The sequence below is a fragment of the Pantoea coffeiphila genome (genome assembly GCF_016909495.1).
Classification (GTDB): Bacteria; Pseudomonadota; Gammaproteobacteria; order Enterobacterales; family Enterobacteriaceae; genus Erwinia; species Erwinia coffeiphila.
The window spans coordinates 98,558-114,454 of the sequence record NZ_JAFBFW010000008.1; the positions used below are offsets into that span (position 1 = coordinate 98,558).

Annotated in this window: 15 protein-coding genes; 7 read left to right on the forward strand and 8 right to left on the reverse strand. The window is 59.1% G+C overall.

Going from position 1 to position 15,897, the window contains the following annotated elements; translation table 11 throughout:
* Nucleotides 1-16: 16 nt before the first annotated feature.
* Nucleotides 17-835 carry an alpha/beta fold hydrolase gene (locus JOE09_RS22360; protein ID WP_200547218.1) on the forward strand — a complete coding sequence of 273 codons (819 nt, stop codon included), beginning with the start codon at nucleotides 17-19 and terminating at the stop codon, nucleotides 833-835.
* 76 nt (nucleotides 836-911) lie between these two features.
* Here the strand turns inward: JOE09_RS22360 and JOE09_RS22365 are convergent, their stop codons facing one another.
* From JOE09_RS22365 to JOE09_RS22380, 4 genes are all read right to left on the reverse strand, one after another.
* Nucleotides 912-1,808 (reverse strand): alpha/beta hydrolase, encoded by an 897-nt coding sequence (locus JOE09_RS22365; RefSeq protein WP_105593569.1) that lies wholly within the window; start codon nucleotides 1,806-1,808, stop codon nucleotides 912-914.
* 198 nt (nucleotides 1,809-2,006) lie between these two features.
* On the reverse strand, nucleotides 2,007-2,930 hold the full coding sequence (locus tag JOE09_RS22370; RefSeq protein WP_205067382.1) for a substrate-binding domain-containing protein: 924 nt from the start codon (nucleotides 2,928-2,930) through the stop codon (nucleotides 2,007-2,009).
* Nucleotides 2,931-3,045: 115 nt separating this feature from the next.
* Entirely contained in the window at nucleotides 3,046-3,822 is a 777-nt protein-coding gene (locus tag JOE09_RS22375; protein ID WP_205067383.1) for a TIM barrel protein, read from the reverse strand.
* Nucleotides 3,823-3,833: 11 nt separating this feature from the next.
* On the reverse strand, nucleotides 3,834-4,847 hold the full coding sequence (locus JOE09_RS22380) for a Gfo/Idh/MocA family oxidoreductase (protein WP_105593572.1): 1,014 nt from the start codon (nucleotides 4,845-4,847) through the stop codon (nucleotides 3,834-3,836).
* A gap of 185 nt (nucleotides 4,848-5,032) precedes the next feature.
* Here JOE09_RS22380 and JOE09_RS22385 point away from each other — a divergent pair, with 185 nt between their 5' ends.
* On the forward strand, nucleotides 5,033-7,021 hold the full coding sequence (locus JOE09_RS22385; protein WP_205067384.1) for a sigma-54-dependent Fis family transcriptional regulator: 1,989 nt from the start codon (nucleotides 5,033-5,035) through the stop codon (nucleotides 7,019-7,021).
* Nucleotides 7,022-7,051: 30 nt separating this feature from the next.
* Here the strand turns inward: JOE09_RS22385 and JOE09_RS22390 are convergent, their stop codons facing one another.
* Together JOE09_RS22390 and JOE09_RS22395 are read right to left on the reverse strand one after the other, a co-directional pair.
* Nucleotides 7,052-7,561 (reverse strand): TIGR00645 family protein, encoded by a 510-nt coding sequence (locus JOE09_RS22390; RefSeq protein ID WP_105593574.1) that lies wholly within the window; start codon nucleotides 7,559-7,561, stop codon nucleotides 7,052-7,054.
* 158 nt (nucleotides 7,562-7,719) lie between these two features.
* A complete protein-coding gene (locus tag JOE09_RS22395; protein WP_200563158.1) occupies nucleotides 7,720-8,052 on the reverse strand; it encodes a helix-turn-helix domain-containing protein in 333 nt (110 codons plus the stop codon).
* 217 nt (nucleotides 8,053-8,269) lie between these two features.
* Between JOE09_RS22395 and JOE09_RS22400 the strand changes: the two genes are divergently transcribed.
* A complete protein-coding gene (locus tag JOE09_RS22400; protein ID WP_105593576.1) occupies nucleotides 8,270-9,172 on the forward strand; it encodes a LysR family transcriptional regulator in 903 nt (300 codons plus the stop codon).
* Between the two features lie 8 nt (nucleotides 9,173-9,180).
* On the opposite strand, the gene JOE09_RS22405 is transcribed toward JOE09_RS22400, so the two are convergent.
* Complete coding sequence (locus JOE09_RS22405; RefSeq protein ID WP_205067385.1) at nucleotides 9,181-10,086, reverse strand: siderophore-interacting protein; 906 nt, start codon at nucleotides 10,084-10,086, stop codon at nucleotides 9,181-9,183.
* A 204-nt stretch (nucleotides 10,087-10,290) separates the two neighbouring features.
* Between JOE09_RS22405 and JOE09_RS22410 the strand changes: the two genes are divergently transcribed.
* The gene (locus JOE09_RS22410) at nucleotides 10,291-11,418 is read left to right on the forward strand and encodes a GNAT family N-acetyltransferase (protein WP_205067386.1); all 1,128 of its coding nucleotides are present in this window, start codon (nucleotides 10,291-10,293) and stop codon (nucleotides 11,416-11,418) included.
* Between the two features lie 2 nt (nucleotides 11,419-11,420).
* Here JOE09_RS22410 and JOE09_RS22415 read toward each other — a convergent pair whose 3' ends face one another.
* A complete protein-coding gene (locus JOE09_RS22415) occupies nucleotides 11,421-13,253 on the reverse strand; it encodes an ABC transporter ATP-binding protein (RefSeq protein ID WP_205067387.1) in 1,833 nt (610 codons plus the stop codon).
* A gap of 232 nt (nucleotides 13,254-13,485) precedes the next feature.
* On the opposite strand from JOE09_RS22415, the gene JOE09_RS22420 reads away from it, so the two are divergent.
* From JOE09_RS22420 to JOE09_RS22430, 3 genes are all read left to right on the forward strand, one after another.
* Complete coding sequence (locus JOE09_RS22420; RefSeq protein ID WP_205067388.1) at nucleotides 13,486-14,394, forward strand: LysR substrate-binding domain-containing protein; 909 nt, start codon at nucleotides 13,486-13,488, stop codon at nucleotides 14,392-14,394.
* Nucleotides 14,395-14,509: 115 nt separating this feature from the next.
* The gene (locus tag JOE09_RS22425; protein ID WP_123334348.1) at nucleotides 14,510-14,926 is read left to right on the forward strand and encodes a DoxX family protein; all 417 of its coding nucleotides are present in this window, start codon (nucleotides 14,510-14,512) and stop codon (nucleotides 14,924-14,926) included.
* Between the two features lie 10 nt (nucleotides 14,927-14,936).
* On the forward strand, nucleotides 14,937-15,896 hold the full coding sequence (locus JOE09_RS22430; protein ID WP_105593582.1) for a glutathione S-transferase family protein: 960 nt from the start codon (nucleotides 14,937-14,939) through the stop codon (nucleotides 15,894-15,896).
* Nucleotide 15,897: the final 1 nt, after the last annotated feature.

Genomic DNA, 15,897 nt, shown 5'->3' on the forward strand with positions numbered 1-15,897 from the left:
ATTCGAGGAAATAACCATGAGCACATTCAATACGCAAGACGGCACGCAAATCTATTACAAAGACTGGGGTACAGGTAAGCCGGTACTGTTCAGCCACGGCTGGCCGCTGGATGCCGACATGTGGGATAGCCAGATGAATTTCCTCGCCGAGCGCGGCTACCGCGTGATTGCTTTTGACCGCCGTGGTTTTGGCCGCTCAGAGCAGCCGTGGGAAGGCTACAACTACGATACGTTCGCTTCCGACATCAACGACCTGATCCAGCACCTTGACCTGACCGACGTGACCCTGGTGGGCTTCTCGATGGGCGGCGGCGACGTGTCCCGCTACATCGGCCGCTACGGCAGCGAGCGCATCAACGCACTGGTACTGCTCGGTGCCGTTACGCCAATCTTCGGCCAGACTGAAGATCACCCGGAAGGGGTTGAGCAGTCGGTGTTCGCCGGTATTCGTGACGGCCTGCGTAAAGACCGCGCTCAGTTTATCAGCGACTTCAGCACGCCGTTCTTCGGCACCAACGCAGGCCAGACCGTGTCTGAAGGCGTACTGACCCAGACGCTGAATATCGCCCTGCTGGCTTCGCTCAAAGGGACCATTGACTGTGTGACCGCCTTCTCGGAAACCGATTTCCGCGGCGATATGGCGAAGATTGACGTGCCAACGCTGGTTATCCACGGCAGCAACGACCAGATCGTACCGTTTGAAGCCACCGGTAAACTGGCGGCAGAGATGATTAAAGGCTCAACGCTGAAAGTGTATGATAATGCCCCACACGGCTTCGCGGTCACGCATCAGGACCAGCTGAACCAGGATCTGCTGGCCTTCCTGCAGCGCTAATCTTACTTCTCATTAAAGGGGGCGATTATGGCAATCGCCCCCTTTTTTATTACTCAGGTTTTTTCCAAAGCAAAAATCACCCGCGCGCCGCCAGCCACACCGCATAGGCTTCATCCCAGATTGCGGCCGGGGTGCCCACCTTACCCAGACCAAAACCGTGGCCGCCCTTGGAAATGCGGATCATCTGTACTGAAACGCCCATCCGACGGCAGGTATCGTGCATGATCACGCTGTTTTCCGGGTTAGAGGTGGTGTCGTCTTCCGCCTGCGCCATAAACAGCGGCGGATAGGCGCGGGTCACGTAGTTTTGTACCGACCAGCTGGCCTCTTCGGCAGGAGAAGGATGATTGCCCACCAGCGACAGGTGGGTATTGGTATGGGTGTAAGGCGCTTCGAGAGTGATCACCGGATAAATCAGCCCCACGCTGTCGACCTTCGGCACCAGTTCGTCCAGCGCATCCTGCGGCTGATAGGAATCGTATTCGGGCCGGGCGGCGGCCATACCGAACAGATGTCCCCCGGCGGAGAACCCGAGCAGATGTACGCTGCGCTCCATTGAGCGCACCAGACGGATCGCCCGCTGAGCATCCTGCAACGAAACGAGGTTGCCGTCCTGCCAGTGTTCACCAGGCAGACGATAGCTGAGTACATAGGCAGTAAAGCCCTTCGACGTCAGCCAGCGCGCCACCGGCCAGCCTTCGCGCCCCATGCCGATCCAGCGATATCCCCCACCGGCAGCAATCAACACGGCTTTTCCATTCGGCACTTCCGGCTGAAAACGCTGGATGCCGGGGCTGACGATATTCGACCACGAGCCGTTAGGCGAGATGCGCAGCGCCCCTTTAGGGCCCCCACCGCCCGGCGGATCGTCCGGCCACAGAGGAAAAAAGTCCTGACGTGCGAACAGGTTATCGGTGCTCATGGCAAGGACAAACGCGCCGGAGCCAAGCAGCAGGCGGCGGCGACTAATCATCGTACATATCCAACATTCTCAGCAGGAAACAGGGAGGTTATTGTTGAGCGCCAGGACGGCGGATCTCAGTGGCGAAATAGTATTCACAAGCGTGGTAAATTGCTACAGGCGTCACACTTTTTTCATCACTAAATGTGGGATTACTCAGACGGGAACAGGCAATAGCGGGTCCTGTAGATTCAGGACCCGGCAGGAAGGTTACTTCACGTTCTTTTTGGCAAAGTCCGCATAGTTTTCTTTGGTGATCACCTGATACGGTATCCACATAAATTTGTCTTTATTGGTACCGTCAATCACCTGCTTCGCCATGGTCACCGCGCCCACACCCTGGCCCGCCGCATCCTGGAACACGGTTAACGCCAGCTTGCCATTTTTAATAAACTGCAGGGCATCCGGGGTACCGTCGATACCGGCGACCAGGATATCTTTATTCCCGCTCTGGCCGAGAGCCATAATCGCACCGATCGCCATCTCATCGTTGTTGGCGGCAATCGCATCGATCTTATCGCCTGAGAGCAGCCAGCCGGAGGTCACATCCACCGCTTCATTACGCATCCACTGGGCGGACTGCTTCTCGATCACTTTCATATCTTTATATTTGGCGATCACTTCTTCCGTGGCTTTAGTACGCTGGCGCGCTTCCTCCGCCGACAGCGCCCCCATCAGAATGGCGACGTTGCCTTTGTAATTCATCTTTTTCGCCAGCGCTTCCATCTCCATCTGGCCGCCCAGCAGCGAGTCGGAGCCCACGTAGGCCATCTTGCCGGTTAGCTCAACTTCCGGCTTACGGTTAACAAAGATCAGCGGGATATTGGCTTTGGTGGCCGCATCCATCATGCGTTTAACGCCCTGAGTATCCACCGGGTTCAGAATAATCGCGTCAACGCCCTGGTTAATAAAGTTCTCAACCTGCTGAACCTGGACCGCCACATCGCCCTTGGCATCTTCAAACTGTCCCTGAATGTTCTCTTTCTTCATCTCGTTAGCCATCTGGGTACGCAGAATGGAGACAAAGTTAAGATCGAAGTTGGCCAGCGCAACGCCAATGCGCAGGTCTTTCGCCTGGGAAGCCGGTGCCAGCGCCATAGCGCAAACGAGCAGTGCGATTTTTTTAGTGTTCATAGCATGATTCCTGTAGGTATAGGTAAGTTATTATTTTTTAACTACAAAACATCGGGTGAACGTCTTACTTCTTGGAAAAAAAATTGCGGCCAGGGCTGGCCGCATCGGTACTGCATTACTCAAAGTGCGCTTTAAAGCTTGCCAGAGCGGTTTCAGTGTCCCCTGACGCCCAGCCTTCCAGCGCAATTACCCCCCGGTAATTCATGGCACGCAGCGCTTTCGCCACCGCGCGATAGTTGATCTCTCCGGTGCCCGGCTCGCAGCGGCCCGGCACGTCCGCCACCTGAATTTCACCGATCGCATTACCGCTGCGCTGTACCAGCTCAATCAGGTTGCCCTCGCCGATCTGCGCGTGGTAGAGGTCCAGATTCATCTTCAAATACGGGCTGTTGACCGCTTCCACCAGCGCCAGGGTATCCGCCGCTTTGGCGAACGGCGTACGCGGATGATCGACGGCGGTATTAAGGTTTTCCAGGGTGAACACCCGCCCGGCTTTCTCGCCCAGCGCCGCCAGCTTCTCCAGCGTTCTTACCGCTTTCACCCACATCTCACCGGTGACGATGTCCACCGGCTTGACCGGCAGGCCCTTATTATCCAGCCCGGTGCCATGCAGATTCAGCGACGGGCAGTTCAGCCGCTCGGCCACCGCCAGCGATTCGGCGGCGCTGCTCAGCAGGTTTTCAATTTCCGCATCGTCGGTCAGGTTGCCGGTCAGATAACCGGTCATCGAGGTGAAGCGTGCACCGGTCGCCGCCAGCGCATCGATATCTTTATTTTCCCAGTGCCAGATCTCCACGCCGAAGCCCAGCTGGTTAATGCGCTGCACGCGTTCAATAAACGGCAGATCGAGGAAAACCATTTCGGCACTGACGGACAGGCTGTAATCGGACATGGTGACGATCCTTATAATTTAACCGGGAGGTTTTGCTGTACGGAGGCGATACAGGCCAGCGCAATCGCCAGCGCATTCCGCGCATCTTCACCGGTGGCACGCGGGGTTTCGCCGGTGGCAGCGCAGCGTACAAACTCAGTGAGTTCAGCAATGTAGGCGTCGGCCAGCAGATCGGTGTCCTGGCGCGACGTATCAATCGAGATACCTTCCGCCGTGTAGCGCACCGCGTTGTTGACGTTGATATTGCCGATTTGCAGCATGCCGTTGCTGCCGAACACTTCGCCGCGTACGTCATAGCCGTACACCGCCTGGAAGTTGGCTTCGGCAATGGCGATCGCGCCGTTATCAAAGCGGATGGTGACCACGGAGGTATCCAGCAGGCCTTTGTCCTTGAAGTCCGGGCGCACCAGCGCGTCGGCGATAGCATAGACTTCCACCGGTTTCGCGCCCGGGTTGCAGTGCAGCAGGGTGTCGAAATCGTGGATCAGCGTTTCCAGATAAATCGTCCACGGTGGGATTGGCGTAGGATCGCGCAGCGGGGCCGGATCGCGGGTCAGCGAGCGCAGCAGCTGCGGCGTACCGATTTTACCGGCCTTGATTTCCGCCAGCGCGGCAGCAAATCCGCTGGCAAAGCGGCGGTTGAAGCCCACCTGCAGTACCACACCGGCCTCGCGGGCGGCGGCAATGGCGCGATCGGCTTCTTCAAGGGTCACGGCCATCGGTTTTTCGCAGAAGACGTGCTTACCGGCGCGCGCGGCGGCAACCACCAGTTCAGCATGAGTGCGCGCCGGGGAAACGATGACCACCGCGTCAATATCCGGGCTGTCGAGCATCGCCTGCGGTTCGCTGTAGAAGCGCTCCACGCCGAGTTTCTCCGCCAGGCGCTGGGCCGCGCCCGGGACCGGATCGGCCACCGCCGCCAGTACTGCACCCGGTACACGCTGAGCCAGAGAGGTCGCGTGGAAGCTCCCCATCCGTCCCGCGCCAATCAGACCTACGCGTATAATTTTTTTTGTTGCAGACATCTTGTTCCCCTTCAGGTTACTGGCAGACATTCGTTGTTCTTTGTCATAAGCAAAGGCTATGCCAGCCTGACAATCCCCTGATGGCGCGCTTTTCTCTGCCCGCTGCGATCACAAAATGGACATAAAAAAAACATGTCAACTTAACATGTCGATAAAATGGACACTCGATTAGCGGAGGGAAGAGCATGAATCATCAACCCGTTCTGAGGGCAGCCATTGGCGCAGAGTGCGACGGTAAGCTGAGCCTGCCGGAAAACAGCCAGGAAGCCCGGCGCTGGGATGCGCTGCTTGAGCAGGCACGCCGTGATTTTGATGCCGGTAAAGAGCCGGATTTCGTGCGCCCCGACATTCTGAACTCGTGGAAATACAGCCGCGATGCCGGTATCGATCCGGCTTTTTTTGCCTACACCTTCCCACCGCAGGAAGAGGTGAAGCAGATTCTGGCGGATAACGCCGTGCTGATTGAGGTGGCGAGAGGGATTATGGAAAATCTGCTGGCCTATAATCCCGACGGCCATATCAATCTCACCGACGCCAACGGCATCACCCTCTCCTACTGCGGGCTGGATATCACCCCGGTGGGCAGTATCCTGCGTGAATCCGAGATGGGGACCAACTGCACCGCGCGCTGCCTGAAGCAGCAGCGGGTGGTCTATCTGCTCAGCGGTGAAAACTGGAAGTTTGCCCTGCGCAGCCGCCACTATCCCTGTGCCGCCGCGCCAATCCGCGATGCCGAAGGGCGGATGATTGGCGTACTGACGCTGACCGCCACCCAGGATAACTTCCACTATCACACCCTCGGTACCGTGCAGGCGGCGGCGGAAGCGGTGGGCCAGCAGCTGATCCTGCGCGCCCTGCTGGCGGAGCAGAAGTCGATCCTGGAAACATTGAATGAAGGGGTGATCGTGCTGGATCGCAGCGGGACGATCAAAACCATCAACCGCTACGCGCGGCAGATCTTCCACGGCTTCGCCCGCACCGGCCATCAGGTGGATGCGGTGCTGAATCCGCAAAACGCGCGGCTGGCGACCATGACCTTCTGCAACGACCGCGAAGTGGTGTTTGTACCGTCAGAAAATCAGCACGTCTCCTGCCTGGTGTCGGTGATGCCCGCGCCGACCGGCGGCAAGATTATCGCCCTGCGGGAAAACCAGCGTATTCGCGCCATTACTCGCCGGGTGATGGGCGTTAACGCCAGCTATACCTTCGACATGCTGTGCGGCAGCGCACCCACGCTGATGGCGGCGATGGAAAAAGCGCGCAGCTGCTGCCGCAGTGACAGTACGGTACTGCTGACCGGCGAGAGCGGCACCGGCAAAGAGCTGTTTGCCCAGGCGATCCACAATGAAAGCCTGCGCAGCGGCGAAGCGTTTATCGCCGTGAACTGCGGCGCGCTGCCGCGCGATCTGGTGCAGAGCGAGCTGTTTGGCTACGCCGACGGCGCGTTTACCGGATCGCGGCGCGGCGGGGCGGCGGGGAAATTTGAGCTGGCCGACGGCGGCACGTTATTCCTTGATGAGATTGGCGATATGCCGCTGGAGGCGCAAACCAGCCTGCTGCGCGTATTGCAGGAGAGTGAAGTGGTGCGCATCGGCGCGTCGCAGGCGGTGAAGGTGAACGTGCGGATTATCGCCGCGACCAACTGCAATCTGCTGAAAGCGGTGGAAACCGGCGCGTTTCGCCGCGACCTGTACTACCGGCTGAACGTCATCTCGATCCCCATTCCGGCACTGCGCGAGCGCAGCAGCGATATTCCGGCACTCACCGAATGGTTCCGGGAAAAGGTCTGCACCCAGCTGAAAAAGGTGAACGTGCAGTTTACGCCACGGGCGATTGAGGCGCTGTGCCAGTATCCGTGGCCGGGCAACGTGCGCGAGCTGGAAAACATCGTCGAGCGGGTGATCAATACCCATAACGGGCTGCATATTGACGCCGCCGATCTACCGGAAGAGGTGATCCAGGCAGGCCGCTCACAGCCGGAATTGGCGGTTTCACGGGGCACCGCCACCCACGCCGTGCGGCTGGATGAAAATGAGCGGGTGCATATTATTGCCACGCTGAATTCGCTCAACGGTAATCTGCGGCAGGCCGCACAGCAGATGGGGCTGTCGCGCGCCGGGCTGTATAACAAACTGAAGAAGTACGCGATCAGCGTGGATGAGTTTCGCCGGTAGCGCAGTGCTACCGGCGAGAGTCTGAGAAAATCAGATTAAGGTTTTGTCTTTATCTTTGCGCGACATGCTGTCGAGGTAGCCCATCACAAAGGCGGACAGCACGAAGGTCAGGTGAATAATCACGTACCACAGCAGCTTGTTGTCGGGTACGTTGCGCGCGTCCATAAAGATCCGCAGCAGGTGGATCGAAGAGATCGCCACGATCGACGCCGCGACTTTGTTCTTCAACGAGCCGGAGTCCATTTTACCGAGCCAGCTGAGCTTTTCACGGTGCTCGTCCAGATCCAGCTTGGAGACGAAGTTTTCATAGCCGGAGAGCATCACCATCACCAGCAGCCCACCGACCAGGGTCATGTCGATCATCGACAGCAGCATCAGCACCATGTCGTTTTCGGTCATCTCGATCACGTGCGGCAGCAGGTGGAAGACTTCCTGGAAAAACTTAATGCCCAGCGCCAGCAATCCCAGCGACAGCCCAAGGTAGATTGGAGCCAACAGCCAACGCGAGGTGTAAATCAGATTTTCAACGAAACGTTCCATAGCATCCAGTTCAGAGTTCAACACGGCGCACAGTATAACTGATGGTCGATGAACTTTAGCAGGCACCGGAGGCCGGATTCGGAACAATTTAAACGACTTTACGTTGCGGGAAAGCGATCCCGCAGCGAAGGCAGCTGGCCACCGGGTGGCGAAAGGCGTTAGTGATACTGGCGATACTGCACGCGGTAGTCGCGCGGAGTGACGTTGAAGTGCTTTTTAAACACCCGCTGGAAGCACTGCTGGGAAGAGAAGCCCAGATCCATCGAAATGGTCATAATGCTTTTGGTGGAATTAATCAGGCACTGTGCGGCCTGATCCAGGCGGCGGCTGCGGATAAAACTCGCCAGCGTAATGCCTTTTTTCTCTTTGAACGCGCGCTGTAAATGCCACTTGGAGTAGCCTGATTTGGCCGCAACGGCTTCGATATTCAGCCCTTCTTCCAGATGTTCATCAATCCAGTCTACGATGACGTCTACGATTTCATTTTTCATTTCTACACACTCCACAACGGCAGCGAATTACCCGCATCTGCTTCTGCCATTCATTTTTACGATGGAATTATCTTTTTGATTTATATAATGAAACAGGTGATATGCAAAAATTAACGGAACATATCAATAAAAAGTAGAAAGGATGTTATTAGCAAGTTTAAAATAGCTCAAATAGATAATTTGAATCTGCTGATATAGACAGGAACTATATAACCCTATGATGGATCTTAATCTGGTTCGGGTTTTCATCGCCATTTATGAAACCCGCAGCGTCAGCGGTGCTGCCGATCGGCTGTTCATCACGCAGCCTTCTGCTAGCTATGCGCTAGCCCGGCTGCGGTCTGCGACGGATAACGAGCTGTTTAAACGCAGCCGAAAAGGGATGCTGCCGACGCCGGTTGCCAGCCATCTGTATAAGGTTTTTAAGCAGTCACTCAGCGGGATTGAAACCGCCGTGGCGGATACCCGCAGCTTCTCTCCGGAAACATCTTTTCACAAATTTAGCCTCGCGCTCTCCGACCTCGGCGAGCAGCTGCTGCTGCCAAGGCTGGTTAAACATCTGCGAGAGCTGGCGCCGAATGTGCAGCTGGAAGTACTGCCGATCGAGATGATGCGCATTGATGAATGGCTATTGACCGGGAAGGTGGATGCCACGCTGTGCAGCCGCAACGAGAGCATTTCACCGATTGCCCAGCGCGACAGAATTATGGATGAGCGCTACGTCTGCCTGGTGAATAACCAGCATCCGCGCATCGGCGGCGAGCTGACGCTGCATGACTATCTGGCCGAGCAGCACATTATCGTGTCGACCATCAGCGGGCATCATATGGTGGAGGCGCAAATTAAGGAGTATGGCTTTGAGCGGCGCATCGCGCTGGAGGTGCCGCACTTTACCGCGCTGGGCGAGATTATCGCCAGCAGCGAACTGCTGGTGACCATTCCGCTCAGCGCGGCGAAAATCTATGCCGCGCGCGGCAACGGGCGCATCGTCGAACTGCCGTTCCAGCTGCCGAATCTGGAGGTTTATCTCTACGGCCATACCGAGATCGGCGACATCACCGCCAAGACCTGGTTCTATAACACGCTGAAAGAAGCCTGCCCGGTACTGATGGAGAACTGACCCGGCAATCAGCCTTTGCGGCGCGGGCCACGGCTCCAGTAGGCCATAAAGCTGATGCAGTCCTGGGCCAGACCGCGCTCGCCGATCAGGTAGCGGCGCAGATGCTTCACCGCGCTCGATTCAGCCGCCACCCAGCCGTGGAAGCGCACGTCGTCGTGGTCGGCGCGGTCCCACACCAGCTGCCCTTCGGCCTCTTCGCGCAGATCTTCCCGCGCCAGCGCACTGTCCGGCAGGCGCACGTGCTCGCGCACCGCGCTCAGCAATGCTTCACCGTAGCTGGCTCCGCTGGCGTCACGCGGCAGCCAGTGAATATCGGCAAAGGCGTACTGGCTGAGATCGACGCAGTCGCCGCGCTCGGGCACTTCCAGGAACACCTGTAGCTGCGGCGGGTTCTGCCAGCTGGAGAGCTGCTCAAGAATCGCCTTCGCCGCCGGTAGCGCGGTTTCATCGGCCACCACCAGCCCCTGCTTCACCTGCTCGTGCGGATTCCATTCGTAGCCGCCGCTGTCCTGACCGTATTCGCGGTTCGGCGCGGCGATTTGCATCGCGTCGCCCGGCTGCGCGTCCAGCGCCCAGGCCGATGCCGGGCCTTCGGTGCCGTGCATCACGAATTCCACTTCCATCTCCGGCACCTCGGCGTCGGCGTTAACGTGGCGAATGGTATAGGTGCGCATGATCGGGCGATCTTCCACCGCCAGCTTGCCCATGTTCTCCCACCACGTCAGGCCGTTATCGACCGGCTCAAAGTGCTTGCCGCTTGGCGGTGGCAGCAGCAGCTTGATGCGCTGGTCCGGCGCATCCATCTTCATCTGGCGCACTTCCTCACCGCTAAACACGCAGCACAGCATCGAAGGAGACAGTACCTGCTTGCGCGCCAGTACGACATTGAATAAGCGATAACTCTGAGCAGCCATAGATCCACCTTGTTAACCGAAAGCCGTGCGCGCGTGCCGCACATAAGGGCAGCAAGAATAGCAAAGGCAAATGATAATGAGAATGCGTATTACCCCAATCCGTATCCTGCTGCATTTATCCGCGTGTGCCACCCGGGCGGAAGGCGTTGATCTCCGTCGCGAAAGCGTTCAACGTAAGGTTTTTCTTTATCGTGGAGTGTATCGATGTCGTTAAGCCTTCTGACGCAGCTGGCCGATATCCCGGCCAGTCAGTGGGATGCCCTGGCCCCCAACGACCAGCCCTTTGTGCGCCACGCTTTCCTCAGCGCGCTGGAAGAGAGCGGCTCGGTCGGCGGGCGCAGCGGCTGGCAGCCGCAGCATGTGCTGTGGCGCGAGGGTGACCGCGTGCTGGCGGCAATGCCGGGCTACGGTAAACGGCACTCCATGGGTGAATACGTCTTCGATCACGCCTGGGCGGATGCCAGCCAGCGGGCGGGCATTTCCTGGTATCCCAAGTGGCTGTCGGCGGTGCCGTTCAGCCCGGTGGGCGGCGCGCGGCTGCTGGGCGAAGCGCAGGCAGCCGACCGGCTGCTACAGGCGGTGCCGGAATTTCTCGCCACCCAGGGTTTTTACAACGGGCATATCAATTTTAACGACGCTGCGCTCGGCGATCGGCTGGCGGAGGACGGCCGCTGGCTGCCGCGCCTCGGCTGCCAGTATCACTGGCACAATCGCGGCTACCGCGATTTTCAGGATTTTCTCGACGTGCTGACCTCGCGCAAGCGTAAACAGCTGCGCAAGGAGCGCGAAGGCGTACGCCAGCAGGGCATTGAGTTTTGCTGGTATCAGGGGCACGAACTGAGCGAAGCGCAGTGGGATTTTGTCTACGCCTGCTACGCCAACACCTACTTCGTTCGCGGCCGTCAGCCCTATCTCACCCGCGCGTTCTTCAGCCTGCTGGCAGAGCGCATGCCGGAAGCGCTGCGCATCACCATCGCCAGCCAGCATCGCCAGCCGGTGGCGATGGCGCTAAGCCTGGTCGACGGCAGTACCTTCTACGGCCGCTACTGGGGCTGCCTGGCGGAGTTTAACCACCTGCATTTTGAAACCTGTTTCTATCAGGGGATGGAATATGCGATCGATAACGGACTACAGCGCTTTGACGCCGGGGCGCAGGGGGAGCACAAGCTGATACGCGGTTTTGAACCGGTGCTGACCGAATCCTGGCACCTGCTGCGCCACGGCGGCCTGCACGACGCCGTGGCGGATTTTCTGCAGCAGGAGCGCGACGGCGTGCGCGCCTGGGCTGAGGAAGCCCGCGACGCGCTGCCGTACCGGCTTAACGCCGGATAACGCTACTGTTCGCCGACGAAGCCGCCGGTCTGATGCCGCCACAGCCGCGCATACAGGCCGTCCTTCGCCAGCAGCTCGGCGTGGCTGCCGATCTCAACAATGCGACCCTGCTCCAGCACCACCAGCCGGTCCATGCGGGCGATGGTTGACAGGCGGTGGGCGATGGCAATCACCGTTTTGCCGCCCATCAGCCCTTCCAGGCTCTCCTGAATCGCCGCTTCCACTTCGGAATCCAGCGCCGAGGTGGCCTCATCCATAATCAGGATCGGCGCATCCTTCAGCAGCACGCGGGCGATGGCGATACGCTGGCGCTGACCGCCGGAAAGCTTCACGCCGCGTTCGCCGACGTGTGCATCCAGTCCGGTGCGGCCCTGGAGATCCGACAGTAGCGGAATAAACTCATCGGCCTTCGCCCGGTGGATCGCCTGCAGCATCTCCTCTTCGCTGGCGCCGGGGCGGCCATACAGCAGGTTTTCGCGGATGGAGCGGTGCAGCAGCGAGGTATCCTGAGTGATCATCCCAATCTGCGCGCGCAGGCTCTCCTGGCTGACGTCGGCAATGTTCTGCCCGTCGATCAGAATCCGCCCGCCGTTAAGGTCGTAGAGCCGCAGCAGCAGGTTAACCAGCGTCGATTTCCCGGCACCCGACGGGCCAATCAGGCCAATTTTCTCGCCGGGACGAATGTCCAGCTGCAGGCCGTCAATCACCCGCCGCTCGCCGCCGTAGTTAAAGGTAATGCCGTCGAAATGGATCTCGCCACGACTGACATCCAGCGCCGCCGCATCGGGTTTATCACTGACGCTCAGCGGCTGGGAGATGGTTTTCAGGCCGTCCTGCACCATGCCGATGTTTTCGAAGATGCCGTTCACCACCCACATGATCCAGCCGGACATATTCACGATGCGGATCACCAGCCCGGTGGCCAGCGCGATCGCGCCGACGCTGATCAGCGACTGGCCCCACAGCCACAGCGACAGCCCGGTGGTGCTGACAATCAGCAGGCCGTTAAGCGTGGTGACCACCACATCCATCCCGGTCACCATTCGCCCCTGGCTGCGGGTTTTCTGCGTCTGATCGTCCAGCGCTTCCCGCGCGTAGCGGCGCTCCAGATCGCCGTGGGCAAACAGCTTGAGGGTAGCGATATTGGTGTAGCCATCCACGATAAAGCCCATCAGCCGCGAGCGCGAATCCGAGGAGGCCACCGAACGCGCTTTAATCCTCGGCACAAAATACTTCAGGCACAGCACGTAACCGATAATCCACAGGATCAGCGGAATGGTCAGCCGCCAGTCGGCTTCGGCGAACAGCACCAGCGTGGTCACCGCGTAGATCACCACGTGCCACAGCGCGTCGACCATCTGCACAGCAGAATCGCGCAGCGCGCTGCCGGTCTGCATAATGCGCTGGGCGATGCGCCCGGCAAAGTCGTTCTGGAAAAAGTTCAGGCTCTGGCGCAGCACGTAGTTATGATGCTGCCAGCGGATCATATTGGTCATGCCGGGGTTAATGGTCTGGTGCACCAGCAGGTCGTGCAGGCCGATAAACAGTGGGCGCAGCAGCAGCGCGACCGCCGCCATCCACATCAGCTCGCCGTAGTGATCCTGGAAGAAGCTGGCGGCCGGGGTACTGTTCACCAGATCGATAATCCGGCTGAGATAGCGAAACAGCGAAACTTCGATCAAGGACGCAATCAGGCCAATTACCAGCAGCAGCGCAAAGACCGGCCACACCTGGCGCAGATAGAACAGATAGAAAGGCCACACGCTGTCGGGCGGCGTGGTGCCCCGGGCTTCCCTGAAGGTATCGATCATCCTTTCAACACGGTGATAAAACATAAGACAGGCTCAGTTGACCAACGGAACCCTGAAGCTTAGTGCATCAGGCCGATCGTCAGGCGTCAGTCAGTGCCTTTGTATCGTAAATAATCCACCGGCGCGGCGACCGGGCGGTGAAATACAGATTCCTGGATGCACAACGACCGCAAAGGCTGCTTTAATAACGCCAGCGCCTGCGGCCCGGAAAACTCTATCCGCAGGCATTTCTGCCCCTCGGAATCAGGAAAAGCATGTGGAACGTCTGGACTGCGATCGGATGTTTGTAGCGGTAATGGAACTGGGCAGCTTCGCGGCGGCGGCCGCGCGGCTGGGCACCAGCAGCGGGCAGGCGTCCAAGCTGGTCGCCAGGCTGGAAAGCGAGCTGGGCGTGCAGCTGCTCAAGCGCAGCACCCGCGCCCTGTCGCCGACCGAAGTCGGGCTCGCCTACTTCGACCGCATTAAAAATCTGCTAGAAGAGTGGGACGCGCTGGATGCCTCGGTGCGCCATGCTGCGGGGAAACCAACCGGGCGCATCAAGCTCAGCGCGCCAATTACCTTTGGTGCCAGCCAGCTGGCCCCGGTGCTGATCGCCTTTGCCCGCGAATACCCGGAAATCGAGCTGGACGTTAACTTCTCCGATCGGCTGGTCAACATCGTGGATGAAGGCTTTGACGTGGCGATCCGCATCGGCAGGCTGAGCGACAGCCGCCTGATCGCCCGCCACCTTAGCGATATGCGGGTGGTGATTGCCGCCAGCGATGAGTACCTGAGCGAGCACGGCACGCCAACTCATTATCAGCAGTTAGTCGATCATAGCTGCATTATCGATACCAACTTCCGCGATCCGTTCAACTGGCCGTTCAGCGTTGACGGCGAAGCGGTTACCCTGCCGGTGCGCGGCAGGCTGCATTTTTCCAACGCCGAAGCCAGCCTGACGGCGGCGCTAAGCGGGCTGGGCATTGCCCGGCTGCCGACCTTCATCGCAGGCCCGGCGCTGCGGGCGGGCACCATCCGCCCCCTGCTGCGCCACAGCGAAATCCCGCCGCTCGGGCTGTACGCGGTGTATCCCCCGGCGCGCCATCTGGCGCATAAGGTCCGGGCGCTGATCGACTTCCTGGTCAGCCACTACGCCGGTGAGCCGGAATGGGATCGCGGCTGGTAATTACTTCCAAAATGGAAGTAATGTTTGCGTTTCTGACGGGATAATCAGCGTCAGGGAATCAGTGTAGAGTGCTTTTCATCGACTCCCCTATGGCACACTGAATAAGGTAAATAACATGACTGATACCCGCACCGCTCCCTGGGCCGCGCTCATTCTGCGTCTTTCTCTCGGCATCCTGTTCCTCGCCCACGCCGGTCTGAAACTGTTTGTCTTTACGCCCGCAGGCACCGCAAAATTCTTCGCCTCGCTGGGTCTGCCCGGCGGCCTGGCCTACGTGACTATCGTCTGGGAAATTCTCGGTGCGGTGGCGCTGATCGTCGGCTACCGCCCGCGCATCGCTGCAATTGTGCTGATCCCGGTGCTGCTCGGTGCGATTTTCACCGTACACGGTCCGGCAGGATTCTGGTTCACTAACCCGAACGGTGGCTGGGAATATCCGGTATTCTGGGCCATCAGCCTGGTGGTACTGGCGCTGATCGGTGACGGTAAGTACGCGCTGAAAGCCTCCCTGCCTTCTTCACGTCTGCGTTAAGGAAGTTGCTATGCTGGTAAACGGTAAATGGACGGCGGACTGGCACCCGGTGCAGGCCACCGATGAGAAAGGCGGCTTCGTTCGCCAGATCTCCAGCTTCCGCCACTGGGTGACGCCCGATGGTGCACCCGGCCCCACCGGTGACGGCGGGTTTGCCGCCGAAGCGGATCGCTATCACCTGTACGTGGCGCTGATCTGTCCGTGGGCATCACGCACGCTGATCGCCCGTAGCCTGAAAGGTCTGCAGGATGTGGTCAGCGTCTCGGTGGTGGAGCCGAAGCTGACCGATGAAGGCTGGCGCTTCGGCGACTATCCGGGTTCCGACCGCGATACGCTAAATCACGCCGAGTATCTGCATCAGCTTTACACCCGCGCCGACGACAGCTTTACCGGCCGCGCAACGGTGCCGGTGCTGTGGGATAAAAAAACCGCTACCATCGTCAGCAACGAATCCGCCGACATTCTGCGGATGTTTAACAGCGGTTTCGGCAGCCTGGCGAGCGACAGCATCGACCTCTGTCCGCTGGCGCTGCGGGACGAGATCGACGCTCTGAACGCGGAAATCTATCCCCGGCTGAACAACGGCGTGTATCGCGCCGGGTTTGCCACGACCGAGGTCAGCTACCGCGAAGCCTTTAACGACGTTTTCGGTATGCTGGATACGCTGGAGATGCGCCTGAGCCAGCGCGGCCCGTGGCTGTTTGGCGAGTCGCTGACCGAGGCCGATATCCGCCTGTTCGTGACCCTGATCCGCTTTGACGTGGCCTATCACGGCATCTTTAAGTGCAATCAGCGGCAGCTGCGTGATTACCCGGCGCTAAACGGCTTCCTGCTGGGCATGCTGGCGCTGCCGGGCGTTCGCGAAACGGTGAGTATCGACCATATTAAGCAGGGCTATTACTCGATTAAGAGCCTGAACCCGAACGGAATTGTGCCTGCCGGTCCCGATATGACCGCGTACGGTTTGTAAT